At 36.6% G+C, this 26,230-nt stretch carries 22 protein-coding genes and 1 pseudogene; 11 read left to right on the top strand and 12 right to left on the bottom strand.

Going from position 1 to position 26,230, the window contains the following annotated elements; all coding sequences use genetic code 11:
- Nucleotide 1: 1 nt before the first annotated feature.
- Both IPP61_14750 and IPP61_14745 read right to left on the bottom strand, forming a co-directional pair.
- The gene (locus IPP61_14750) at nucleotides 2-670 is read right to left on the bottom strand and encodes a hypothetical protein (GenBank protein MBL0326416.1); all 669 of its coding nucleotides are present in this window, start codon (nucleotides 668-670) and stop codon (nucleotides 2-4) included.
- A 266-nt stretch (nucleotides 671-936) separates the two neighbouring features.
- A complete protein-coding gene (locus tag IPP61_14745) occupies nucleotides 937-3,102 on the bottom strand; it encodes a sodium-translocating pyrophosphatase (protein ID MBL0326415.1) in 2,166 nt (721 codons plus the stop codon).
- A 586-nt stretch (nucleotides 3,103-3,688) separates the two neighbouring features.
- Between IPP61_14745 and IPP61_14740 the strand changes: the two genes are divergently transcribed.
- The 3 genes from IPP61_14740 (at nucleotide 3,689) to IPP61_14730 (ending at nucleotide 6,795) form a co-directional block, all read left to right on the top strand.
- Complete coding sequence (locus IPP61_14740) at nucleotides 3,689-4,177, top strand: hypothetical protein (protein ID MBL0326414.1); 489 nt, start codon at nucleotides 3,689-3,691, stop codon at nucleotides 4,175-4,177.
- A 131-nt stretch (nucleotides 4,178-4,308) separates the two neighbouring features.
- Complete coding sequence (locus IPP61_14735; protein MBL0326413.1) at nucleotides 4,309-5,532, top strand: hypothetical protein; 1,224 nt, start codon at nucleotides 4,309-4,311, stop codon at nucleotides 5,530-5,532.
- A gap of 141 nt (nucleotides 5,533-5,673) precedes the next feature.
- Nucleotides 5,674-6,795 (top strand): beta-lactamase family protein, encoded by a 1,122-nt coding sequence (locus IPP61_14730; protein MBL0326412.1) that lies wholly within the window; start codon nucleotides 5,674-5,676, stop codon nucleotides 6,793-6,795.
- 19 nt (nucleotides 6,796-6,814) lie between these two features.
- On the opposite strand, the gene IPP61_14725 is transcribed toward IPP61_14730, so the two are convergent.
- The gene (locus tag IPP61_14725; GenBank protein MBL0326411.1) at nucleotides 6,815-7,588 is read right to left on the bottom strand and encodes an endonuclease/exonuclease/phosphatase family protein; all 774 of its coding nucleotides are present in this window, start codon (nucleotides 7,586-7,588) and stop codon (nucleotides 6,815-6,817) included.
- A 70-nt stretch (nucleotides 7,589-7,658) separates the two neighbouring features.
- On the opposite strand from IPP61_14725, the gene IPP61_14720 reads away from it, so the two are divergent.
- A complete protein-coding gene (locus IPP61_14720; protein MBL0326410.1) occupies nucleotides 7,659-8,294 on the top strand; it encodes a hypothetical protein in 636 nt (211 codons plus the stop codon).
- A 1-nt stretch (nucleotide 8,295) separates the two neighbouring features.
- Nucleotides 8,296-8,508: a DUF4177 domain-containing protein gene (locus tag IPP61_14715; protein ID MBL0326409.1), complete on the top strand. Its 213-nt coding sequence runs from the start codon at nucleotides 8,296-8,298 to the stop codon at nucleotides 8,506-8,508.
- A gap of 16 nt (nucleotides 8,509-8,524) precedes the next feature.
- On the opposite strand, the gene nuoB is transcribed toward IPP61_14715, so the two are convergent.
- Genes nuoB through IPP61_14695 form a run of 4 tightly spaced genes read right to left on the bottom strand, consistent with a single transcriptional unit; the run spans nucleotide 8,525 to nucleotide 12,187 of the window.
- Nucleotides 8,525-9,034, bottom strand: coding sequence for an NADH-quinone oxidoreductase subunit NuoB (nuoB, locus tag IPP61_14710; GenBank protein ID MBL0326408.1), 510 nt, complete (start codon nucleotides 9,032-9,034; stop codon nucleotides 8,525-8,527).
- Nucleotides 9,034-9,495: an NADH-quinone oxidoreductase subunit A gene (locus IPP61_14705; GenBank protein MBL0326407.1), complete on the bottom strand. Its 462-nt coding sequence runs from the start codon at nucleotides 9,493-9,495 to the stop codon at nucleotides 9,034-9,036. Before IPP61_14705 ends, nuoB begins: the two co-directional genes overlap by 1 nt.
- 19 nt (nucleotides 9,496-9,514) lie before the next feature.
- Nucleotides 9,515-10,993, bottom strand: coding sequence for a carbohydrate kinase (locus IPP61_14700; protein MBL0326406.1), 1,479 nt, complete (start codon nucleotides 10,991-10,993; stop codon nucleotides 9,515-9,517).
- A gap of 51 nt (nucleotides 10,994-11,044) precedes the next feature.
- The gene (locus IPP61_14695) at nucleotides 11,045-12,187 is read right to left on the bottom strand and encodes an amidohydrolase family protein (protein MBL0326405.1); all 1,143 of its coding nucleotides are present in this window, start codon (nucleotides 12,185-12,187) and stop codon (nucleotides 11,045-11,047) included.
- Between the two features lie 205 nt (nucleotides 12,188-12,392).
- Here IPP61_14695 and IPP61_14690 point away from each other — a divergent pair.
- Nucleotides 12,393-13,332, top strand: a pseudogene (locus tag IPP61_14690) (glycoside hydrolase family 43 protein).
- Nucleotides 13,333-13,373: 41 nt separating this feature from the next.
- Here the strand turns inward: IPP61_14690 and IPP61_14685 are convergent.
- Genes IPP61_14685 through IPP61_14675 form a run of 3 tightly spaced genes read right to left on the bottom strand, consistent with a single transcriptional unit; the run spans nucleotide 13,374 to nucleotide 18,010 of the window.
- A complete protein-coding gene (locus IPP61_14685) occupies nucleotides 13,374-14,420 on the bottom strand; it encodes a 2-oxoacid:ferredoxin oxidoreductase subunit beta (GenBank protein MBL0326404.1) in 1,047 nt (348 codons plus the stop codon).
- Between the two features lie 19 nt (nucleotides 14,421-14,439).
- Nucleotides 14,440-16,221 (bottom strand): 2-oxoacid:acceptor oxidoreductase subunit alpha, encoded by a 1,782-nt coding sequence (locus IPP61_14680; GenBank protein MBL0326403.1) that lies wholly within the window; start codon nucleotides 16,219-16,221, stop codon nucleotides 14,440-14,442.
- A gap of 4 nt (nucleotides 16,222-16,225) precedes the next feature.
- A complete protein-coding gene (locus IPP61_14675; GenBank protein MBL0326402.1) occupies nucleotides 16,226-18,010 on the bottom strand; it encodes an FAD-dependent oxidoreductase in 1,785 nt (594 codons plus the stop codon).
- 456 nt (nucleotides 18,011-18,466) lie between these two features.
- Here IPP61_14675 and IPP61_14670 point away from each other — a divergent pair, with 456 nt between their 5' ends.
- Nucleotides 18,467-19,489 carry a threonine aldolase gene (locus tag IPP61_14670; protein MBL0326401.1) on the top strand — a complete coding sequence of 341 codons (1,023 nt, stop codon included), beginning with the start codon at nucleotides 18,467-18,469 and terminating at the stop codon, nucleotides 19,487-19,489.
- Entirely contained in the window at nucleotides 19,490-20,263 is a 774-nt protein-coding gene (locus IPP61_14665) for a DUF3575 domain-containing protein (GenBank protein ID MBL0326400.1), read from the top strand.
- Here the strand turns inward: IPP61_14665 and IPP61_14660 are convergent.
- The gene (locus IPP61_14660) at nucleotides 20,260-21,513 is read right to left on the bottom strand and encodes an aspartyl protease family protein (protein MBL0326399.1); all 1,254 of its coding nucleotides are present in this window, start codon (nucleotides 21,511-21,513) and stop codon (nucleotides 20,260-20,262) included. The genes IPP61_14665 and IPP61_14660 overlap by 4 nt on opposite strands.
- A 161-nt stretch (nucleotides 21,514-21,674) precedes the next feature.
- Here IPP61_14660 and rlmN point away from each other — a divergent pair, with 161 nt between their 5' ends.
- The 3 genes from rlmN to IPP61_14645 all read left to right on the top strand — a co-directional run bounded on the left by rlmN (nucleotide 21,675) and on the right by IPP61_14645 (nucleotide 25,486).
- On the top strand, nucleotides 21,675-22,709 hold the full coding sequence (gene rlmN, locus IPP61_14655; GenBank protein ID MBL0326398.1) for a 23S rRNA (adenine(2503)-C(2))-methyltransferase RlmN: 1,035 nt from the start codon (nucleotides 21,675-21,677) through the stop codon (nucleotides 22,707-22,709).
- 106 nt (nucleotides 22,710-22,815) lie between these two features.
- Nucleotides 22,816-24,234, top strand: coding sequence for an inorganic phosphate transporter (locus IPP61_14650; GenBank protein ID MBL0326397.1), 1,419 nt, complete (start codon nucleotides 22,816-22,818; stop codon nucleotides 24,232-24,234).
- Nucleotides 24,235-24,445: 211 nt separating this feature from the next.
- Nucleotides 24,446-25,486 (top strand): hypothetical protein, encoded by a 1,041-nt coding sequence (locus IPP61_14645; protein MBL0326396.1) that lies wholly within the window; start codon nucleotides 24,446-24,448, stop codon nucleotides 25,484-25,486.
- A gap of 17 nt (nucleotides 25,487-25,503) precedes the next feature.
- Here the strand turns inward: IPP61_14645 and IPP61_14640 are convergent, their stop codons facing one another.
- The gene (locus IPP61_14640) at nucleotides 25,504-25,932 is read right to left on the bottom strand and encodes a hypothetical protein (protein ID MBL0326395.1); all 429 of its coding nucleotides are present in this window, start codon (nucleotides 25,930-25,932) and stop codon (nucleotides 25,504-25,506) included.
- Nucleotides 25,933-26,230: the final 298 nt, after the last annotated feature.

Genomic DNA, 26,230 nt, shown 5'->3' with positions numbered 1-26,230 from the left:
TTTATTTTTCAACCTTGAAAAAATCCCTTTTTTCACTAATTCTCTTTTTTATGATATTACCTGAAATTGTATCAATTTCAATTTGTGATACTATTTTATAATTATAAAAGGTAGTATCCATAGTTTCAATATCATTATAATAAGCATCAATGTTAGTAAGTCTAAATTTTGTGCTACTAATTTTCTGAGGAGTTATTTCCCAAAAATCTTCTGCATCACCACCTATTGAATATAACAAAAAACTAGAGATGGGGGTGTATTCAGGTTTTTTAAAATTTATAACATGAATTGCATCCTTGTATGTATAAATATCAGTAAAAGCTATGGAAACAACTCTTTCGTTTTCAAACATTTTACATAAGGTTTTTAATTGATCAGCTCTTTCAAAGTATGTACTGTCGATAGTTTTAGAATATAGCCATTTGTAATTACCTACTTTTAAGAAGTTGATATTTGGATTATTGTTCTGTATTGTTTTGTATAGATTATTAAAGTCAAAATCACATAGAGGCAAACCCTTCCAGGTATTTACTAATTCGCCTTTTCTTTTGTCTTTAAATTTGACTTTATTTTCTTTATTTAATGATTCAGTTTTTTCAGAATAATTAATATTGTTACAGCTAAAAATTAGGGCTAAAATTATGACTGGAAAAAGAGACTTTAATTTCATTTTGTCATTGTTAGATTAGTATTTTTTTAATTATCAAATTTATGATAATATGTAGTTATTTTTTCCATTTTAATCTAAAAGGACTCTTTTATTTAATTTCTTTATTCCAGTTTATTGAAATCCTAAAAAATTATTCATCCATAAGAAAATCAAGTTATTTTCTTTAGTTTTTATGCTTTCAGAAATGAATGCCCAATTTCATATTAAAACCATCACTATTTTAGAGAAAAAATGGCGGTATTAATCCTATAATACCTCCTAATCTTTCACAAAAACGGTGCAATTACCAGAGCTATCACCGAAATAAGTTTAAGCAGAATATTAAGCGAAGGACCAGAAGTATCTTTGAATGGGTCCCCAACGGTATCACCTACCACCCCGGCTTTATGGGGTTCTGATCCTTTAAAATATTTTTTGCCATCTATCTCAAATCCTTCTTCAAAAAGCTTTTTGGCGTTGTCCCAGGCACCTCCTGCATTAGATTGGAAAATAGCCATCAATACACCGCTGGCAGTTACACCTGCCAGCAAGCCACCCAACATTTCCTTTCCACCTAAAAAACCAACCAAAACCGGCGAGACCACTGCGATTAGGCCGGGCAATATCATTTCTCTGATTGAAGCCTTTGTTGATATTTCCACACATTTACTATAATCGGCTTGACCATGGGCATCATCAAAAATCTTTTGGTCAGAAGGATTCCAGTCTGAATATTCTGTTTCACCATTCCTTCTGATGACCTCCAGAGCAGCTTTCAATGGGGGAATTTCAGCAAACTGTCTTCTGACTTCTTTGATCATATCCATCGCTGCTTTTCCAACTGCATTCATTGATAATGAAGAAAAAAGATAAGGTAACATGCTTCCTAAAAACAATCCTACGGTAACCATAGGTTTTGAAACATCAATACTTGAAATATGGGCAGTTTGCATAAAAGCTGCAAACAATGCCAGGGCAGTAAGAGCGGCAGATCCTATTGCGAAACCTTTTCCAATTGCAGCCGTTGTATTTCCAACAGCATCAAGTTTATCAGTACGATGACGCACTTCTTTGGGCAATTCGCTCATTTCAGCGATACCACCGGCATTATCTGAAATGGGACCATAAGCGTCAACTGCAAGCTGAATACCTGTATTGGAAAGCATACCCACCGCTGCAATAGCGATTCCATAAAGTCCTGCAAAATGATGAGCACCAAGAATGGCTATCGACAAAACCACAATAGGCAAAGCGGTTGATTGCATACCTAAACCCAGGCCTGCAATAATATTAGTAGCCGATCCTGTAATAGATTGACGGGCCAAAGCTTTCACCTGGCGGGAGTCAGAACCGGTGTAGAATTCGGTAATAATACCAATGAGCAATCCCCCACCCAATCCAAAAATCACAGCCCAGAAAACCCCTGTATTGGTAAACGTAAGCCCGGCAGCATCAACCCATTTGTCTGGCAACATGGCCTTTGTAATAAAATAAGTTGCTATCAACATTACCGCTGAAGAGAGGAATTCTCCGGTATTTAAAGCTTTTTGAGGATCGCCCCCTTCTTTTACTCTTACAAAGAAAGTACCTGCCACTGAGGTTAAAATACCAACACCACCCAAAACCAGTGGTAACAAAACAGCATTGAGGCCTCCGTAATCATTGGTATTTTCAAAACCGGTCAAACCTACAAATGCTGCTCCCAATACCATTGTACCTACAATTGCCCCCACAAAGGATTCAAAAAGGTCAGCACCCATTCCGGCAATATCGCCGACATTGTCACCAACGTTATCAGCAATCGTGGCTGGATTCAGAGGGTGGTCTTCAGGAATACCCGCTTCTATTTTTCCTACAAGGTCAGCACCAACATCAGCGGCTTTTGTATAAATCCCACCTCCCACTCTCGCAAAAAGTGCAATCGATGAGGCTCCGAATGAAAACCCGGTGATAACATTAATAACTTTCAAGGGCTCCCAGCCCAAATCAGAAAAAATAATAAATAGTGTGCCCAAACCCAGAATCCCCAAACTTACTACTCCTATTCCCATCACACTGCCTCCCGCGAAAGCAATTTCCAGTGCCTTTCCCAGACTATCACGTGCTGCATTGGTAGTTCTGACATTGGCTTTAGTAGCAATCCTCATTCCGATAAAACCTGCGGTACCCGAACAGGCCGCTCCAATCAAAAAAGAAAGAGCTATCAAATAATGCGTGCTTTCCTGATTGACTGCACTCCAGGCCAAAAGGGCTCCAACCACCAAAACAAAAACAACCAAAACACGGTATTGAGCTTTTAGAAATGCCATCGCACCTGTTTCTATTGCCAGAGCGATAGTTTTCATGGTGTCAGTGCCGGCATCCTGTTTTATAATCCAAAATGATTTTATAAGGACGAAAAGTAAACCCAGAACACCAAAAATGGGAATGAGATAGATGAGCGATTGTGCCATAAAATTATTCAGTTATTGATGAAGAAAATAAAAGATTTATCAGGGTTAAGAAAACCCTTGGTGATGATTTGGGAATCTGATTTTGATCCCTGTCTCATAGATTTATTATTGGTATTTATTTGTATTTCCGGTACGAATATAACATGAATATTTACAGAAAAAATGAAATAAGAACACGTATAAAGATGATTTTAATCGTGTTTTTAAAATACAAATTCAGGAAATGAATAATGGATTTTGATCCTGATATTATCAAATTCGAAATAGAAAAAATTGGTAGAAAAATTTTCTTCACATTTAATTAAAAATCTTTTAGTCTGACCAGCTTCCTTTATTTTAAATCTTACAAAAGGAAAGCCTTATACAGTAGTTTTTAAGACAATTAGTATTTCGGTAAAATGTAAAAAAACTTGTTGGAGACATTACAAAAGAAATGCTTCTCGTGTTTTCATAAATGCCTGATATAGAACAATAAAATATTAAAGATTTTCTTGGATTTTAATATTTACAAGTGTATATTTTGGAATAAAACTTTTGCTTTAAAAAGTATTTTCAGAAAAAATTTAAAATTAAACCTTTACAAAAAATGGATAATCATGAAGATGAATGTTGTCCTAAATTTGATGTAGAAAAATGGGACAGGAAAACATTTGAATGGAAAAACAAACCTTTTATTAAAGAAACAATTCCTGCTTTCTTTCATATACCTTTTCCCTGTATGATTGGGAAAAAGATAAGGAAAATGTACGCATTGGTGGAAAACGCCGGAGCATCTATTCCCGATGTACACGATGCATTAATTTTATTCAGGGACCCCACCGCCTTCAAATCTGAGATTTATTATGCTGTTACCAAGTCGGTTGATGGTGCCAATAATACCGATATATCTGGGACCTTTGAGGCAAGGGTTTTTGATGGCCCCTATCAGGCAGCACCCAGGTTTATTTCGGAAATGGAAATATATTTGAAGGAAAAAAATCTACAGGCAAAAGACTATTATATGCATTATGCCTATTGCCCAAAATGTGCGAAGAAATTTGGTCACAATTATATGATTTTGTTTGCTTTAGTTTAATATCAACATAAATTGTGAAAAATAAAAAAATCCCTGGAGATCATATCTGGCGGTAATATTTGTATGTTTTTTTAAAAGTAAAAAAGCGGCAACATTTTTGATTTCATATTTTTAAAAGTCAAAATAAAATCATGCAAAAAATTCTCCCACTCATCTTTATCCTGGTAATTTCTATATTAAAAGTCTCCGGTCAAAAAGTAATCACAAAAGGATATTTTATCAAAGAAAACGATGAAAAGATAAATTGCTGGATAATAAATCGGGACTGGAACAGTAATCCCGTTGAATTTGAATATAAACTCATCGAAAATGGGAATTTCCAAAAAGGAAGTATTAATGATATAAAAGAATTTGGTTCTCCGGGAGTTTTCAGATACATCAAGGCTAATGTAGATGTAGATGTATCAAGCAATGATATAGATAAGTTGACCGAAACCCGTGACCCTGTTTTTGAAAAGAGACAGGTCTTTCTTAAAGTATTGGTGGAAGGCAAGTACCACCTTTATTCTTATATCGATGGCCCTCTGAAAAAGTTTTTCTATACCGAAAAAGAAAATGGCATTCAGTCACTGATTTATAAACAATATTATTTGAGCTCAAATAATCTGGTAAAAACAAATGCTTTTTTCAGACAACAACTTTTTTTGAATGTGAACAGTGCTAATAAACCCATTGATAAGTTTGCAAAAATTGAATATAAACTTCCGGATTTAATTCGATATTTCGAAGTTGAAAATAGGCTTTCAGATGGTACAAGCCAAAATTATGAACCGGCATCAAAAAGAGATTTGTTTAATTTGACCCTTAGACCAGGGATAAATTATAATTCGCTTTCATTTTCAGGTATCCTTTTTTTCAATGACAAACTCAATTTACATGCAAAACCGGTATTCAGAATAGGTGCTGAAACAGAATATATTTTCCCATATTTCAATGGAAAAGGAAGTGTAATTTTTGAACCTGCCTTTCAAAGGTTTCATGCAAAAGGCAACTTTAAAAAAGGCTACCCTTATGCCGCAGGCCAAATCAAATACCAATCTATTGAATCATCAGTCGGTTTAAGGTATTATTACTTTCTAAATAATGGTTCAAAACTCTATGCGAATGCCTCAATAGTTTATGATACCCCAATAGGAGTTTCGAAATTGTATTTTTCGACCATTAATGGATCCGAGGTAAATAATCTGTATCTTGAAAAATCAATTCATTACAGCATTGGGGTAGGCATAAAAACTAAAAAGAGGTTGGTTTTCGAATTAAAATATCACACTCCCCGTGATGTAGTAAAATCATATTTTTATTGGAAATCCGGGTATTCCGGAATTTCGCTTGTTGCCGGGTTTAACCTGATCTAAGTTTACGAAGGATTTTAAAAGTAAAATATTATTGGGTGAAAACAAGGATTCTAAATTTGTCTGAATAGTATTTCATAATTTCGAAAGAAATTTATGATTTTTAGTCAGTTGCGTGTACATTTGGATACAAAACTGTTAATTATGAGACTATTACTTTATCTTCTTATTTTAATTCCGGGATTGGTCAGGGCACAGGTATCGCTCGAAGAAAAAATCGGGGAAGTCATGACCAAATACAAAGCTGTGGGCCTTTCAGTTGCAGTGGTAAAAGACAATAAGCCTTTTTACCAAAAAGCTTTCGGTAAGCAAAGTCTCGAAACCGGACAGGCCTTGAAGGAGAATAGTATTTTCAGAATTGCATCTATCTCCAAGTCATTTTCTGCAACTTCTGTAATGCAGATGGTAGAAGATGGCAAACTTTCTCTCAACGACGACATGTCAAAACTCATGGGTTTCCCTGTAAGAAATCCCAAATATCCGTTTGCGGTAATTACCCTCAAAATGGTACTGTCTCACACTTCTTCTATCAACGATTCGCAGGGATATTTTCAGCTAGACGTCATCAACCCTGATAAAAACCCAAATTGGGAAAAATGTTACAATAATTATGCTCCGGGTATGGGGTATGAGTATTGCAATCTTAATTTTAACATGGTGGGCTCCATCATAGAAAAAACATCAGGCCTGCGTTTTGACCAATATGTAGTAAAAAACATTCTGAATCCACTGAATATTTATGGTGGATATTGCGTGGATTCCTTAGACCAGAAACTCATTGCCAGTATTTACAATTACGATACCCTTTCCCAGAAATATATATTGTCAGATGGTGCATATAATCCGCGAAGGGAAGAAATCCGAAATTATGTTTTTGGTTACTCCACTCCTATTTTCTCTCCAACCGGTGGCATGAAAATCTCAGCACCTGACCTGGCACGCTACATGACCATGCATATGAATTATGGAAAGTTGGGTAAAGTAAAAATCATAAGTAAAAAAAGCTCAAAAATTATGCAAACCCCGGTTAGCGATATTGAAAGTTACGGGTTGGCATTATGGAAAACTGCAAAATTCATTGAAGGCGAGTCACTCGTGGGGCATACCGGTTCGGCTTATGGCTTGTATAGTTGTATGTTTTTTAATCCCAAAAAGAAATTCGGAATTGTGGCGATTACCAATGGCTGTAAGGAACCAGAAACCGATAGTTATAACCAGTTTCTGAAAGAAATCGCCAATATATTATATCAAGATTTGGTTAAATGATTTATTAAAATCAGAAAAATCAAAGCCTAATTTTTCCAAAAACCGGCAGGTGATCAGAAAACTGGTTTTTAAATACTTTTATTTCATCTACTTTCCATTTGTTGTTTTTTGAAAGAAAAATAAAGTCAATTCTGGTATCAGGGCTATCAGCAGGAAAGGTATTTTGAGGTTTTCCAAATTGAACAGCAGCATCATTAAAAAAGCCGGTTATATATTGATATTCAGGAGAATCCGGAGAAAAATTAAAATCTCCGGCAAGAATCATGGGTTTATTTTTTTGAACATAATATTCTACAATTGTCTTTAGTTGGGCCATTCGGTTTTCGGAATATTGATGGCATAGGTGTGTCCCCAGCAGTATGACCGATTTTTTTCCAACATTTTCTTCGGTAGCAATCATCGACCGCACTTCTCCTCCTTTTGGATTAGGAAGTTTTTGCCTGAAAACAACATTGGGTTTTCTTAATAGCAGAGCTTCACCATAACTGCCTCCACTAAAATCTATGGCTTTTGAGAAATAAGAAACTCTTTGAGTCAAAGTACCCAAATCTGCTGAATTATCCACCTTTTTTCCGAATACCCCGGCTGATCGATTAGTCATACTATCCACTTCCTGCAAAAACACCACATCGGGATGGGTCTCTTTAATTAATTCTGAAATATCACTTACGTTACTTTGTCCTTTTTTATAAGGATTTTCATTATGGTAAATATTGTAAGTCAGGACCTTGATGCTTGGTTTTATGCAAGAAATGGAAAGAAAAAATAATGAAGGAAAAAGTAAAAATCGCATTAAATAAAGGTTATTTTTGAAACAATTTAAAAAGATAAAATCATAATCTCTCATTTTTCGAAAATAAAAAATGAAGAAATTCCTTATAGCCATTTTGTTTTTGATTTCGATACATTCTTACGGCCAATCCTTATTGTTTAATCCCACTTTTTCCAATTCCGACTACAACCATTTTAAAAATCCAATCGGTTTAGAAATCGCATACTTTCATCCCATAAAAAAAAGGGCTCAAATGGGTATATCTTTCAATCAAAACTTCTTTCATAAAACCTTTTCATACAATTACTCATCCTTAAACGATGGAAAATCATACCAAAGAACTGTAAAAGCAAAAAATAACATTAGCAGTATTGCTTTGTCGTTTGAAATAGACTTACTCCAAAAAAAGAACTCAACTTTGTTTTTAGGACCTATGATTTCATTGAATAATCTGGAAAGAGATGAGCTGATCCTTGATGTTTTAAGTGAAAAAATTTCAAATACAATTTCTGCTTCTACCATAAATAAGACAAAACCCAACAGATTGGGTACCGGCCTAAATTTCAAATTTCACCAAAGACTCAACAAACAATTTGGGATATTTGCAAAAATTAATCCGGCAGTTATATTTTACCGGAATCCGGATTTGGTTGGAACACCAGACCCGTCAATAATTTCTTTAACAAACTTTGGTATCGGGATAAATTATAATTTTCAAAGAAAATAATATGGAAAAATTTGAATACAAAATACTGAATATCAGCCGTCAACATTTAAAGAGAGAAAAATTCCAGGAAGAGTTAATTGGTCGCTTAAACGACCTGGGAGAATTGGGCTGGGAAGTAATAACCATTGAAGGCCTCACCGAAGCCTCATTGCTGATGCAGGCCGGTCACACAGGTGAAATATTGTTTATTCTGAAAAGAAAGAAGGTTTTCTAACAAAAAAAGGACGTTATTAATTTTTAACGTCACTGAATTTCTGATTCTTGATTTTTTCCTGAAGTTTGATAATTCCTCCCAAAAGAGCTTCGGGACGGGGTGGACAACCCGGAACATACACATCTACCGGTATGATACGATCGACACCCTTCACAACATGATAACCATGCTCCCAATAAGGACCGCCACAGTTGGAGCAGCTTCCCATTGAGATCACATACTTGGGATCGGCCATTTGTTCATATAGCCTTTTGATACGGTCGGCCATTTTAAATGTAACCGTTCCTGAAATAATCATTAAATCTGACTGGCGGGGTGAGTTTCTTGGAAATATGCCAAACCTTTCCAAGTCATAATTTGATGCAAATGTTGCCATCATTTCTATAGCACAGCAAGCCAAACCAAAACCCATAGGCCAGAGACTATTGGCTCTGGCCCAGTTGGTTAGCTCGTCTAGAGAGGTAAGAATCACCTCCCCTTCGCCGGTTTTTATTCTTTCGTGAGCCTCAAGTGTTTGTAAATCCATCAGTACTTTTCATTTAGTTTTCGGTACATTTCTTCACTCACCGGTGACTTAAATCTATTCTCTTTTTGTCGGGGCGAAATCCAGTCCAAATGGCCTTTTTTCCAGGCATAAACCAAACCCAAAGCCAAAATCAAAACAAAAATAAGCATCTCCACGCCTGCATATAAAGCCCACAGTCCATTAGATTCAGTGATAAGACGGGCATCGCCAAATACTGTTGCCCATGGGAACAGCAATACCAATTCCACTTCGAAAAGCAGGAATACAAGGGCGACAATATAAAAACGGATATTAAATGAAACGTGTGCTGTCCCTTCGGTTTCTTCACCGGATTCATAAATTGCATTTTTCTCGGGGTTTGGACGGGAAGGACGCAATATCCTCGACACACCCAAAACCAACACTACCAATAATAGTGATGCCAGAAAAAACAGCAATACAAACCCAAACTGTGAAATCATAAACCGATTTTTTACAAAATTATAGTATTAATGCCTGTTCCCATAATTTATAGGCATTTTCATACTTTTCTTTTTCAGTACTTACTGGCTCTATCGTTTTCAATATTTTCAAACCGCTCATAGCTTCTTTGATATCAGCATACACTTTGGCACCCACTCCGGCACCCAATGCTGCACCTTTAGCTCCATGGGTATCGTACATTTCGACAGGAACCTGAGTTGTATTAACCAAAGTTTGAGTAAACACATCACTTAAAAACATGTTGGCTTGCCCTGCTCTGATCACATTTGGCACTACACCCAGGCTCAGCATAATATCAAAACCATATTTAAATGAGAACACAATACCTTCCTGTGCCGCCCTGAAAATATGAGCTTGCTTGTGGGTATTAAAATCCAGACCGAGCATCTGAGCACCCATGAGTTTATTTTGAAGCATCCGCTCGGCTCCGTTACCAAAAGGCATCACAATCAGGCCATCGGAGCCTACAGATATTTTGCGTGCATCTTCGTTCATTTCCTGATATGATTTACCCCCTGCAACCTGTTCTTTTATCCAGCGGTTCAAAATACCTGTACCATTGATACAAAGCAAAATACCAATTCTTGAAAGGTCATTATCGCCATGATTTACATGGGCAAAGGAGTTGATTCTTGAAAGCGGATCATAGCTGATTTTGTCACTAACTGCATAAACAACACCTGAAGTACCGGCAGTAGCGGCAATCTCGCCCGGATTTACCACGTTTAATGAAAATGCATTATTGGGCTGGTCACCCGCTTTATAGGCTACAACCGCTTCTGGACTTAAGCCCAAACTTTCAGCGATGTCAGCTTTGATATTTCCATGGGAAGCAAAAACCGGAAGAATAGTTGGGATAATATCTTTTGTAAATCCAAAAGCTTTCAATACATCCTCTGAAACCTGATTTTTAGGAAAATCCCAGAAAATACCTTCAGAAAGACCCGAGGCGGTAGTTGTTATTTCTCCTGTAAGCTTCATAGCGAGAAAATCACCAGGAAGCATAATTTTATCACATTTTTCGAAAACATCAGGCTCATTCTCTTTAACCCATGCCAATTTAGCTGCCGTAAAGTTACCCGGAGAGTTGAGCAAAGAACCCAGGGCTTTTTCTTTACCAATGGCCTCAAACGCACTTTCACCGTATTTGATGGCCCGACTATCGCACCAAATGATTGAGTGCCTTAATACTTCCTGATTTTTATCGACCATAACCAGGCCGTGCATTTGGTATGAGATACCGATTGCTGTAATTTTCTTTCCATCAATTTTTGCTGATGCTATTGCTTTTTTGATGGCTTGCTGAGAATATTCCCACCAGGTTTGAGGGTCTTGTTCGGCCCATCCTTTCTGGTGTGCGATTATTTCTGCTTCGATTTCAGGATATTGTGCCGAGGCTACTTCCTGGCCGGTAGCACTTTCAACGATGGAGGCTTTTATAGACGAAGTTCCGAGGTCTATACCTAGTAAAAACATTATTTTTTATATTTTAGAATAAATGAAATGGTAAATTCAATTTAAAAAAAATCAATCAGGAAAACCACTTTTATCGATTCCCGGGATAATTTTTATTGCGTTTTTATAATATATTTTCTTTAATACATCGTCAGAAAGCCCAATGCCATACATAGGCCAGAACGCATGATATTTTTTATGATATTGAAAATATTCGTCCTGAGTTTCCAGAACTCTAAAATAGGTGGCGTATTCTGAAGGCACCCATGAATCTTTTCCAAAGAGAATCTTATCCTGCCATTTGGTAAAAAACTTATTGGCAGTATGGGGCTGGCGACCAATTTCAGCAATCACCGCTCCAATTTCAACATACATATTGGGCATTGCTGTTAAGAGGCTGTCAAGTTTTCCCAAGTCATTGGGGTACCAACCCATGTGAGCAGATATAAAAGTGGTTTTTGGATTCCTTTTGATAATATTATGCTGCTGCTCAATAATTTGCTCAAAACTAAAATCCCCTTTTTCCACATCTCTTTTTCTACCTGGATGTGTTTTTAGCTCCAACCAACGTTCATTAAACTGATTTAAAGGCTGCCAAAAAGATGCGGGGTCACCCGAATGAATCAAAACAGGAATCCCAAGCTCACCGGCTTTTTTCCAAACCGCATCAATCCTCGGATCATCTATTTTTACCAGACTTCCATCTGTATTTTTTACACTAAAGCCTAGATTCTTATAGATTTTCAGTCCTTTGGCACCTCTAATTTTTACATCATCTTCCAATAATTTTGCTGCTTTTTCCGACCAGCCAGCTTCATTTATCGTATTGAAATCTACATTTGTAAAAATCACAAATCTCCCGGGATACAATTCAGCATTTTTAATATTATCAACTAAGGATTGTGTCGATTTTTTCTCATCATTGGTCCAGCCCCTACCACTCAGATTTACCATGATTTTCATATTGAGGGCATCCATATCCGGCAACAACTTATCGGTGTTTTCTCTGGCCTCACCCATTGCAAACTGGTGATTATGAACATCGATGAAGGGAAATTTTGATTTATTTTTTGGGTTTTTCTCAACTATCAATGTTGACTTGGGGTCATATTCTTCAAAAGTGAGCTGCCCTTTATTGTCTCCAATGGAAATCTGCTGAGCATTTGAAAAATTAACTATAAGTATAAAAGAAAAGACTAATTTCAATATTTTCATATTTGAATGGTTGAATTTCCTGTAAATATAATCAATGATAATTTTTTTGAACCAGTTTTGTATATCCAAAAAAAAGAAAACCGATATTATTTCCTGAAATAAATCTATTATTTTGAATAAAAATCAAATACTTGATTCCGAAATTTTTTAGTAAAAAATGAGTAAGGTTTATTTGTAAAAACATTCTTTCAAAATCAACCACAGCATGAAAAACATTTATTCTATATTTTTTTTATTTCTATTTACAAATTCTCAATTAATAGCTCAAAAAAACTACTTATTTACCTATTTTATTGGAAATGGCGAAGATGGCCTGCATCTGGCCCACAGTACTGATGGGTTCAATTGGACAGCCCTCAACCAGGGGAAATCTGTTTTGAAGCCAGAAATTGGAAAAGACAAACAAATGAGGGATCCATGTGTGATAAAAGGTGCCGACGGCAGGTTTCACATGGTCTGGACCAGCGGATGGCATGATCAGATAATCGGCTATGCAAGCACCAATGACATGATAAATTGGTCAGAACAAAAACAAATACCGGTCATGAGCCATGAACCCACCTCCAAAAACGCCTGGGCACCTGAAATATTTTATGACAATAAACGAAAGAAATATCTGATATTGTGGGCAAGTACCATTCCGGGAAAGTTTAATTCTATACAAGAATCAGAAAAAGAAAAAGGATGGAATCATAAAATGTATTTTTACCGAAACTACTGACTTTAATGTATTTACACCTACGAAACTATTCTTTAACCCTGATTTCAGTGTGATTGATGCCACGATTTTAAAAAAGGTAAGAAAATTTTGGATGATTCTAAAAAATGAAAACCCCAACCCACCGGAAAAAAATCTTAGATTAAGTAAAAGCAATAAAGCCAATGGTCACTATTCAACAAAAGTATCAGAAAAAATCACAGGCGATTACTGGGCGGAAGGCCCTACCACCTTACAAATAGATGGTTATATTTATGTGTATTTTGATAAATATATTAACCATAAGTATGGCTGCATTAGGTCCAAAGATATGAAAACCTGGGAAGATGTTTCTGAAAAATTAAACATGCCCAAAGGAATCCGCCATGGCACTGCCATTGAATTGTCAAAAAAAGAAACAGACAAAATTTTGAAACAATACCCATAAAAAAAGGCTCGAAAAGAGCCTTTTTTATATTAAATGTTTTTTTATCTCAAGCCACTGTTTATTTTCTCCAAAATATCCAACCCGGGACATAATTCTGCTTCGGTAAGCGTGTTTAGTGGTTTCTCTGTAGTATTTATCAATTCATTTAATTCAATAGAATCATTATCAATATATAATAACCCTGTCAGGATTTCATTTTTATCATGAGCCACCTGTAGAGCACTAATAATGGAAAGTTTATCTTTTGGATCCCAACTTTGGTTGAGTTTGTTTAATTTCAGAAAAGTACCATCGTGTAACTCAACCATATCCTCGCCTTCATAGCTGGCTGTAATTTCCTCTTTAACAGGCACAAAATCAATACTTGAAAGTGCCTCATTGTGCTCCCTTACATAATCATATGATTTAGTAGATCCGGTATTGTTGTTGAAGGTGACACATGGCGACATCACATTGATAAATGAAAACCCTTTATGATTAAGAGCTGCTTTGATAAGTGGCACCAATTGCGACTTGTCTCCACTAAAACTCTGAGCCACATAGCTTGCTCCCAACTGTATTGCCAATGCACACATATCTATACCTTCAAATGTGTTGGGAATACCACCTTTTGAGATAGAACCATGATCTGCAGTGGCAGAATCCTGTCCTTTGGTGAGACCATAACATCCATTGTTCATCACGATGTAGGTCATATTTAAATTTCGTCTTACAGCATGAGCAAATTGTCCAAATCCAATTGAAGCTGAGTCACCATCGCCGGAAACACCGAGATAAATCAGGTCGCGGTTAGCCAGATTGGCTCCGGTTGCCACTGAAGGCATGCGGCCATGAACCGAATTGAAACCATGTGAGTTGTTCAGAAAATAGGCCGGAGTTTTTGAAGAACAACCTATTCCCGAAAGCTTGGCCACTTTATGAGGCTCAATGGACAATTCATAACAAGCATCAATGATGGCTGCAGATATTGAATCATGACCGCAACCCGCACAAAGTGTTGACAATGAACCTTCGTAGTATTGTCTTGAATATCCCAGTTTGTTTTTGGGAGACCTGGGATGGATAAACTTTGGTTTTATATATGACATTTCAATCTCAATTCAAAAGTTAAACAATTTGATCAATAATAAGGTGAGCAGTGATAGGAGTCCCATCATAATTGAGCACCCTTCGCAGCTTTTTAGGATTTTCTTCCAGTTCATTGATTAACAATGTCCGCATCTGAGCATCACGGTTTTGCTCAACTACATACACTATTTCGTGATTCTCCACAAACTGAGCTACTTCGTCAATAAAAGGAAAACCTCTCAAACGCATAGCATTTACATTCTTGCCGGCAGCTTTTAATTCATCAATTGCTTCTTCGGCAGCATATTTTGAGGTGCCAAAATAAATTAAACCAATATCTGATTTCTCTTCACAATTGTAGTATTCGGGCAATGGAAGCATTTTGGTAGCCGTTTTTATTTTTCTGACCAGCCTATCCATTATTTTCACATAAGTGGGAGAATCTTCAGAATATGCAGCTTTTTCATCATGAGATGAACCACGGGTAAAATACGCCCCTTTTGATGGATGGGTTCCCGGAAGGGTCCGGTAAGGTATTCCATCGCCATCATCGTCCTGATATCTTCCCCAATCTTTATATTCTTCCAATTGCCCGGCATTTAGCACTTTTCCCCTGTTATATTTTCGGTCAGGATTCCATTTGAAAGGTGACGTCATGTGTTCGTTCATCCCCAAATCAAGGTCGGTAAGCATCAAAACAGGTGACTGTATTTGTTCTGCAATATCGAAACAGTCTGCCATCATCTCAAAGCATTCGGTTGGCGTTGAGGGAATTAACAATACATGTTTGGTATCCCCATGAGAAGCATAAGCTGCCATTAATAAATCAGACTGCTGTGTACGGGTAGGCATACCTGTCGAAGGACCTGCACGCTGAACATCAACCAAAACTACAGGGATTTCTGAATAATACGCCAAACCCAAAAACTCGTTCATTAAAGACAGACCAGGCCCGCTGGTTGCCGTAAATGCTCTTGCACCGTTCCAATTGGCTCCAATGGCCATTCCGATTGCAGAAAGTTCGTCTTCAGCCTGTACCACCGAAAAGTTATTTTTACCGGTTTCAGGATCTTTTCTGAACTTATGGGCATATTTTTCAAAAGAGCTAATCACCGAAGTAGATGGAGTAATAGGATACCAACTCACCACAGAGGCACCGCCGTAAACTGCTCCCAGACCAGTTGCTGCATTGCCATCAATCATGATTGCATCTTTTACCAAATCTCTTTTTTCTACCTTAAATGGCAATGGAAAACTAAAATTTTGTTCAACATAATCACTACCCAATTTTAAGGCTTTCATGTTGAGTGAAACAAGCTTTTCTTTTCCTTTAAATTGTTCAGAAAGCAAAACTTCAATCGCTTCCAGACTGATATCAAGTAGCTTAGCCAAAGCACCCACATACATGATGTTTTTGAGCAGTTGTTTTTGACGGGGATCAGAGAACTCGCGGTCACAGGTTTCCATCAAAGGGATACCTAAAAAATGTATATCTGCTCTCCAATGACTTTCGGGCAAACTCTTAGTGCTGTCAAATATCAGATATCCACCAGATTTTACACTTTCTATATCTTTTTTCAAACTTTGTGGATTGACACTCACCATGAGATCAATTCCGTCTTTTCTTCCCAAATATCCTTTCTCGCTTACCCTAACTTCATACCAGGTGGGTAATCCCTGAATATTTGACGGGAAAATATTTTTTCCGGAAACCGGCACACCCATTCTGAAAATTGCTTTGCCAAGTAAGTTGTTGGCACTTGCCGAACCCGTACCATTGACGTTGGCAAATCTTACTACAAAATCATTAATTCCACTCATATCATCAAGCCGAAACTCCGGCTTTTGCAGTTTTATAAATAAATTTCTTCATATCCCAGGCCGCTGTTGGGCATCTTTCAGCACAAAGACCGCAATGCAAACAAACATCTTCGTCTTTTACCATCACTCTTCCTGTTTTTAGTATATCTGATACCAAAATATCCTGAGAATCATTTATCGCAGGTATTATCAATTTGTTTCTTAATGCGGATTCTTCTTCCTCATTATCTATAAAATTGATACATTTTGTAGGACATATATCGCGGCATGCATCACATTCAATGCATTTGTCTTCTGTAAAAACAGTCTGAATATCACAATTCAGGCATCTTTCAGCTTCTTTCAGTGCAGTGTCGAGATCAAAGCCCAATTCCACCTCTTTTTTGAGGTTGGAGAGTGTCAATTTTTTATCGGCCATTGGCACAATAAAACGCTGGTCATGATTGATATCATTTCCATAGCTCCACTCATGAATTCCCATCTTGGTACTCATCAGATTTACATGAGGCAATGGTCTTTCATTTAAACTTTTACCCTGACAAAATAAATCAATAGATATTGCGGCCTGATGACCTTGTGCTACTGCAGTAATTACATTTTTTGGACCAAATGCTGCATCTCCACCGAAAAATACGCCCGGAATAGTTGAGGAAAGTGTGTTTTCATCCAATACCGGCAATCCCCATTTATCAAATTCAAGACCCAAATCATTCTCAATCCATTCGAATCGATTATCCTGTCCAATGGCAATGATTACATCGTCAGCTTCAAAAAATGCATCGGGTTCACCGGTAGGAACCAGGGTGCGTTTTCCTTTGGCATCATATTCGGCTTTAACCAGCTCAAAATACATTCCTTTAAGTTTTCCGTTTTCTGTCACGAAACTTTTAGGGACGTGATTCTCAAAAATTGGAATATCTTCATGCATAGCATCTTCGATTTCCCAAGGAGAAGCTTTCATGGTTTTAAAAGGGCTTCTTACCAACACTTTTACTTCGCCTCCACCCAATCGGCGGGAAGTACGGCAACAGTCCATCGCGGTATTTCCTCCACCCAGAACCAGGACTTTACGACCTATTTTACTAATATGTTCAAATGTGACATTGGCTAGCCATTCGATACCTACGTGGATATTGGCTTTTGCATCCCATCTTCCTGGCAAATCAGGCAAATCCTTTCCTTTTGGAGCACCTGAAGCCACAAAAACGGCATCGTATTTTTTCTCCAGCATTTCTTTCAAACTGGTCACATAGTTGTTGAAATGCTTGACAATACCCATATTTAGAATCAGGTCCACTTCTGAGTCCAGCACTTCATCTGGCAAACGGAAAGAGGGAATTTGAGTTCGCATCATGCCACCACCTTTGGAATGGTCATCATAGATATGGATTTCATATCCTAAGGGTGCCAAATCTCTGGCAACGGTTAACCCGGCAGGACCTGCACCAATAATGGCAACTTTTTTTCCGTTTTTCTGTTCGGGAATTTCGGGAATGTATTGAGAAATATCATCTTTGAAGTCTGCCGCAACTCTCTTGAGGCGGCAAATGGCAACAGGCTCCTCTTCAACCCTACCTCTTCGACAGGCAGGCTCACATGGGCGGTCACAGGTACGACCCAGAATTCCGGGAAATACATTGGATTCCCAATTGACCATATAAGCCTCGGTGTATTTTCCGGCAGCAATAAGTCTGATATAATGAGGAACCGGCGTGTGTGCCGGGCAAGCATATTGACAATCAACTACTTTGTGATAATATTCAGGATTCTGAACGTCGGTTGGTTTCATGTACCGAAAAATATAATTTTTTGTTTAAAGTTTTGTTGTTTTCCAAGTAGCCTCAAATATAGAAGGCAAGTCGAAATAAAAAAATATTAATGATCAATTATTCATATTTTTAACGCAAAAAAGTCAATATTGTATAATTAATTGCCTGACTAATTATTAAGGTTGGAAAAAAGTGTTTTGAATTGAAATAATTTTCCATTAGTCCTTATAATTTATTTATTCTAAAACTCAAATTTTGGACCAGACTCAATGTTTCAATAAAATATAAAAAAACTACGGATAATATTCAATTGATTTCCTGTTTTATTGGGTTTTTTATAAATACGAATAATTTCCACATGATTCAATTTTTATAAATTCTGAATTTTTTTTGGATTTGGTCTATGGAATGTTTTATCTGACAAACCAAAACATAAAACCAAAAATCCCTATTTTTGCATTTTCCAAAAAAACAGAATGATTGATCTACGAAGCGATACCATCACAAAACCAACACCAGAAATGCTCGAAGCCATGTTTTCGGCTGAAGTAGGTGACGATGTGTTTGGTGATGACCCCACTGTTAAAAAACTCGAACAAAAAGCTGCCGAAATGTTTGGTATGGAAGCCGCAATGTTTGCAACTTCCGGGACTATGACCAACCAAATTGCAATCAAAGCTCAGACTTTCCCAGGTTCTGAGGTGATTTGTGATAAAAACTCTCACATATATCTGTATGAAGGTGGTGGTGTTGCTCAAAACAGCCTTTCGTCGGTAAAACTTTTGGATGGGCAACGTGGACGAATTACGGCTGGACAGGTTTTGGCGGCGGTCAATAATCCGGAAGATATTCATTTGCCCCTAAGTACACTTGTTTCTCTTGAAAACACCATGAACAAAGGTGGCGGGGCTATTTATGATTTTTCTGAAATAAAAAAAATTAAAGAAGTTTGTATAGAAAAGCAACTCAAACTTCACCTTGACGGTGCCCGGCTGTTTAATGCACTAGTGGAAACTCCTGAAAGCCCAATTGAATATGGTCAGGTTTTTGACACCATTTCAATATGCCTTTCAAAGGGGCTCGGAGCACCAATAGGTTCTTTGCTTTTGGCTAATGTAGGCACGATTAAAAAAGCCCGGCGAATCAGGAAATCGATGGGAGGAGGCTGGCGTCAGGCGGGTTATTTGGCAGCTGCAGGTATTTTTGCTTTAGAAAATAACATCAGTAGGCTAAAGACCGACCATGAAAATGCCCGAAAATTGGGTGAAATACTTAAAAGATGTCCTTTTGTCAAAGATATTTTGCCCATAGATACCAATATTGTAATATTTGAATTAGAACCTGCGTTTACACCTGCAGAAGTGCTGAAAAGAATGTCAGAAAATGGTATTTCTGCCGTTCAGTTTGGTCCAGGTCATATTCGTTTGGTGACTCATTTAGAATTTAAAACTGAATTTCTAGAAATTTTTGAAAAAGTTGTAACCCAAAAAATCTCCTGAATGCTACGTAAAATCCTTTTTTTATCTTTGATAACTTTCAGTATTGCAGAGGCTCAATCTGAATATAAAAATTCGATTAAATTCAATACTTTAGGGCCATTGTCACAATTATATTCGGCCCAATATGAGTTAGCATTAGGCAATCACCTGGCTTTTGCCAATACTTTTTTTTACCGACCCAAAAAGTTAATTCCAATAGGTGAAACTGTCGATAATCTCGCCAAAAAACATGGTTTGGGAATCACAGGCATCAAGTTTGAAAATATATTCATGGACGAAGCCAAGCTGGGTATCAAAGGATATTCGCCTGAAATGAGATTTTATTTTGGAAAAAAGAAAAACAGGGTCTTTGCTTCGGTAATTGGTCAATATGAAGATTTTGATATGACTGTTCCGGCAAATTTAGCCGTAAAATATAAAGGGATTACCGCCGACCTCAAGGTGCCTGTTGACTTTACTTTCAAAACCTATTCTGCGGGTATTTTGATTGGGAAACAATTTAACTGGCGTCGTTTGGGGATTGACCTGGTGGTAATTGGACCACATTTTGGAAAAGCAAAAGACTTTTATGCCGTTGCAAGTAATGCTGCCCTGGCTCAACTCAATGATGAAGAAAAACAATATATTCTGGACAAAATAAAGGAACGATTCGGGCTATCTGATACCTATTTTTCCAGATCATTAATTGATGACAAAGCAGAAATAAAATCAATAAAACCAATACCTTATTTGGGGATAAGAGGCCTGGGATTAAATTTATTTTATAGATTTTAAATTATCCTTTTTAACTTAAAATAAGCAAAATTAAGAGCGACACCCCGCCGGTAAAATATCTCAATTTCGGTTCCTTCCTTTTTGCTCAACAAGCGGTATATATCGTTGATTGTCTGTGTTTTGGCGTGCTTGTTATTGATAAAAATAATCTCGTCATTTTCTTGCAAGCCAGCCAAATAAGCCTGTGATCCCGGCGTAACAAAAGTAATAACAAATTTATCGAGATTTTCGCCTTTAACTCTAACCTCAAGGCCACTCATATCATGTTCAAAAGTCTCACGATATTTTGATTTCAGAGGTTTCATTATCAGGTATCCCTTTTGATAATTGAAAGTCAGAATAAATCGTCGTAAAAATTCACCTCCGATACTTCCCTGGCGGTTATTGATTTCATCTCCAAATTTCATGCTGAAAGCCAGGCTATCAGGAAAGGAGGCCAAAACATCACTGAATTCAAAATTTCCGATTTTAAATTTCCCTATTCTGCCTATGTGACCGTCAATGTTACCATTGAGTCCACGACCTAAATTGGCACGTATAACTTTATCGGGAAGGTAAATGGGAGGATTATCCTGTGTATTAAGAAGTAGTGCATGACCGGCTCCTGTATCAACTAACAGTCGCAATTTTTGAAAATCATGGCCATTTTGAGCTATTTGAAGATCCTCCAGGTATGGTTTGGACTGGGTTACAATCAATGGATATACATCGCCCATTGATTTTCTTATTTTAAATCTGGAAGGTTCTTCAAACCAAATATTCTTACTTCCAAAATCTATTTTGACAACAAACCGCTCAAAAAGGTCATGTCCGAATATACCATGTACGGTGATTCCCATGTATTCTGATAACTTGAGAAGATCCTCATTGAGTACAACCATATTTTGCTTGATGGCCTGTATCTCTCCAATATCTATTTTATGACCCAGAGAGACTTTGCCTTCCAGATAGTCCTTTTCACCTGCACCATTTATTCTGACGGTACGTGTAACATTTAATTTTAGTTTTTTGGCAATGGTTTGGTCTGTAATAATAAAGGAGCTTACTCCTGTGTCAAATATAAAATTGAGTGTATCTGATTCATCAACACGAACTTTTATAATTATAAGATTGGAATAGATTTCAAATGGAATACGGGCAGTTACTTGCCTTTTTCCTTTAAAATGAAAGCCAAATAGCTCATTTCTTTGTTTTTTCTGGGCAAACACCTCCATGCTCAAAATCATTAAGATTACAAGCCAAAAAAACATGGGGTATTTTATTTTCCTGAAATTCATATTTTCATGAGAAAAATACAATTAATAATCAGAATAAACAAGTTTTTTGATTTAAAAGGTGCATTTTATGGAAATTATTTTATTTGAATAATTTTTGAAAATATTATTCAGAAATTTGCATAAATATTTGATGAATGAAAGCAGATTTAAGAAAGTTAACAAAACAGGAACTGGAAGGATGGCTTAAAGAAAAAAACGAGCCCAAATTCAGAGCCAAACAAATCATGGAATGGCTATGGCAAAAATCTGTAACTGAGATCTCTGCCATGACCAATCTTTCTCAAAAACTGAGAGAAATGATGTCTGAGGAATTTGAAATAAGGCCGGTTACTACTTATAAATCACAGTTTTCCAGCGACGGAACCATAAAGTCAGGATTTAAACTATATGACAAAAATTTGGTTGAAGGTGTTTTGATTCCTACCGATACCCGTATGACCGCTTGTATATCTTCACAGGTGGGTTGCTCGCTTACCTGTAAATTTTGTGCAACCGGATATATGAAAAGAGAACGGAATCTTGATGCTGCCGAAATCTATGATCAGGTGATTTTGATAAAAAATCAGGCTCAGGAACATTTTAATGCACCTTTGACAAATATTGTATATATGGGAATGGGTGAACCATTACTCAATTATGAGGCAATGATTCAGTCGGTCAATTATATTACATCACCAGATGGGCTCAACTGGTCTCCGAAACGCATCACCGTCTCCACCGCCGGCATTGCCAAAATGATCAAAAAACTTGGAGATGACGAAGTGAAATTTAATCTAGCTCTATCGCTTCATGCAGCTAATGACGAAAAGCGTAACCAGATTATGCCCATCAATGAATCAAACTCGCTAAAAAACCTTGCCGAAGCTTTAAATTATTTTTATAAAAAAACAGGAAACATTATTACTTTCGAATACATCGTATTTAACGGTTTCAATGATAGCCTTGATGATGCCAATGATTTGTTGAAATTTTGGAAAAAAGTACCCGCAAAGGTCAATATAATAGAGTACAACCCTATTTCAGAGGCCGACTTTAAAAACGCTGAAAAAGACAAAATTGAAGAATTTGCGGCCTTTTTGGAGAAAAACAGAGTAAATGTTCACATACGCAGGAGTCGCGGAAAAGACATTGATGCAGCATGCGGGCAGTTGGCAATTAAAGAAACTTAACAATTTGGTAACATTGGGAAACGAAAATCGTTGGTTTGCTTCAAAAATTATTCAGACATTTGCACCACCAATATGAAATAGTAAAACCTCTTTAAATAAACTACTTATGTTTGGATTAGAAACCGACGTTTTTTTACTTTTATTTTTTGCACTTTTAGCTGCCAGTTTTTTCGAATTTATCAATGGTTTTCACGATACTGCCAATGCAGTTGCCACTGTGATTTATACCAATTCCCTCAAACCCACCCAAGCAGTAGTTTGGTCGGGACTAATGAACTTCATCGGGGTTATAACCGGTGGTGTCGGAGTTGGAATGAGTATTGTCAATCTATTGCCTGTAGAGTTATTAATAGACCAAAATGTCTATCATTCGCTTTCTATGGTCATGGCAATGCTGTTCAGTGCCATCATCTGGAATTTCGGAACCTGGTATTTTGGTTTGCCCTCTTCGAGTTCTCATACTTTGATTGGTGCAATTATGGGAGTTGGACTTGGATATGCTTTATTACCAGGGAATGCTACCGGTGCCGCAGCCATTAACTGGGATAAAGTTAGAGATATTTTCACAGGTCTGTTAATGGCACCATTGATTGGTTTTACATTGGCTGTGGTATTGATGTTTATTTTGCGAAGATCAGTAAATAAAGACGTAAGAAACCAGATATTTTCAGAACCGAAGAAAAATCAGGCTCCTCCTTCATGGATCAGAGGTGTTTTGATTTCAACTTGTACATTGGTGAGTTTTTTCCATGGAAAAAATGACGGACAGAAAGGTATTGGTCTGATGATGTTGATATTGATTGGTGTTTTACCTTCATATTTTGCCATTACAAGTGCAAAAAAACTAAAAGAAATTGAGCCTGATTTGGTTAAAATAGAAACCATTGTTTCAAAAATAGATACCGTTGGTTTGGGAGTTTCTGAAATGAAACACATCAATGAAATCAAATCCAATGTGGCTTATTTGATGCCCGTCGTGAATCAGACTTCAAATGACACGCTGGGAAAACTCGAGTTACGTGGAGCCATTTTGAAAGTTTCGAGCAACACAAAAAAACTGCTTTCAGATGAAAGTGTGAAACTAAGCAAGGAAGACAGGGAATCACTTTCAAAAGCCGCCGTTAAAGAAGAAAAAGGAATTAGAAAAGCTACTGATTTTGCTCCATTCTGGGTTATTTTACTTATTTCCATTTCATTGGGACTTGGTACTATGATAGGCTGGAAAAGGATTGTGGTTACGGTGGGTGAAAAAATCGGAAAATCTCATTTAACTTATGCACAAGGTGCGTCTGCAGAGTTGGTTGCTGCCATTACCATTGGTTTAGCTTCCGGTTTTAAATTGCCGGTAAGTACCACGCATACTTTATCTTCGGGTATTGCAGGATCGATGGTGGCATCGAAAGGTATCAAAAATCTTCAGCCCGGAACCATCAAGAATATTGCCATAGCCTGGCTTTTAACCTTGCCAGTTTCGATGATTCTTTCAGCAGCTTTGTTCTTGTTATTTAGAATGTTTGCAGGATAATTTCTCAAAAAGTAATAATAAAAGCCACTTTTAGGAGTGGCTTTTTTCGTTTTATATCATTCCTGAAAATATCATTAGACAATATGGTTTTGAAAATGAAACCGCATATTGATTTTTTTAAGTTTTTTTTGACTTTAGAGATAAAAAAAAAATAAGAAACTTGATGCTATTTCTTTTGATGACTTATTTTTGAAAATCTTAAATCAAATAATTGAAACTCGCCGATATACATATCCTTGATTCTATCAGCCCTTTGGCACTTGACCAATATCTCGAAAAAGGGTGGTTTAGGTTAGGTCAAAATATGTTCACCACCAATTTCCTTACTTTTGATCAAAAACAATTTAGTGCTCTTTGGCTCAGAGTAAAACTTAGAGAATTTGAATTGTCTCCAACTCAACAAAAAATCATTAAAAATTGCAAAAATTTTGAAGTTAGGTTCTCCGAATTTGTCCTTACCTCAGAACTCGAAAACCTTTATTATAACTACCGAAATTCAGTATCTTTTACGGCGGTGAGTTCTTTGCAAACCTTACTTTTGGATCAGCAACTTTTTAATATTTTTCAAAGTATGCAGATTCAGGTCTTTGATAAGGGCAAGCTTATTGCAGCCGGGGTGTTTGACATGGGTGAAAAAACGGCCCAGGGAATTGTAAGTTTTTATAATCCTGAATATAAGAAATATAGTCTTGGGAAATTTCTATTATTGCAAAAAGTACTTTTCCTGAAATCCAAAAATTACGATTTTTTTTATCCGGGATATTTTGCTCCGGGCTTCAAATCATTTGATTATAAACTTGATATTGCTCCATCGGCTTCAGAATATCTGGATTTGGAAAACGGGAAATGGACTTCTCTAATGGATTTTAATCCGGTGTCATTACCACTGAGAAAAATCGAGAAAAAGTTAAAATTGCTTTCAATAGAGTTGGGATTGCTAGGGGTTCAGCATGATTTGTTGAAATATGATTTTTTTGATCTCAACATGACCAGAGAATACAAAGAGTATAAGTTGCTTGATACCCCGAGAATCCTGCTGCTGCCCTCATTTCCGATGCATGAGGAATGGTTGGTAACTTATAGTATTGTAAATAAAAAATATGAGTTTGTGGTCGCTCAAAAGGCCTTTCAAACCAATTTGGAAATGCAGGAGGGTGTTTATAACAAATTCCTGCTGAGACCCGTCAGAATATTATTTTCAGACCCTGAAATACATGGATTCCTTGAAAAATGGATCGATGCTTTTTCCTGATCAGAAATTGAAAAATTTTAAGGATTTTTAGATTTATATACAAAAAAGATAACGGCCACAAAAAATAAAGCAATTTTATAGAATGTAGAAATGTCTGCTTTCTGGTAAAACTTCCTATTTTCTCTCAAAAAATATATAATTTCACTTATCTGAGAATCACTCAACCAAGATGGTAAAGAGAGTGTTTTAAATCCAAGGTTGTTGCTATTTATTCGATAATATTTAATGGTTACATCTGGCATAATGCCCAATTTTTCTACTCCAAATTTATCCAATAAGTCTTCAAGTTTTTCTTCGTTTACCGATGGAATCGAAAGCTGATTTTTTGAAAATTTAAAATATGGAAATATGGATACCACCAATAAGGCACAGGAAATTAGTAGAAACAGTTTATTGTCCCAGTTACCAATCGTTATCAAAATAAAGAGTGGTAAAGAGCTTGCCAAAAAAGTATTTTTTGCGAAGGCAATTTTCTTATTTGAAATGTCTCTGACGATATGAAAAATTGAAAAAATTATTACCAAAAAAAGTAATGTAGTTATCCGAATATCTAATAAAGCCATCTATAAATTTTATTTTTTCAAAACTAATTACTAAAACCCTAACTTTCAACTTACTGAAATAAAAATCAATTCTAAATCAAACTAAAACATGACCAAAACTATTTTATTTTGCTATTCTATAAATCTACATTTATATTAATAAAATGCAAGAAATCAGACCCTTTTCCTTTTATTTTATATT

The organism is Cytophagaceae bacterium (genome assembly GCA_016722655.1).
Lineage (GTDB): Bacteria > Bacteroidota > Bacteroidia > Cytophagales > Spirosomataceae > Leadbetterella.
This window is presented reverse-complemented; position numbering and strand designations above follow the sequence as displayed.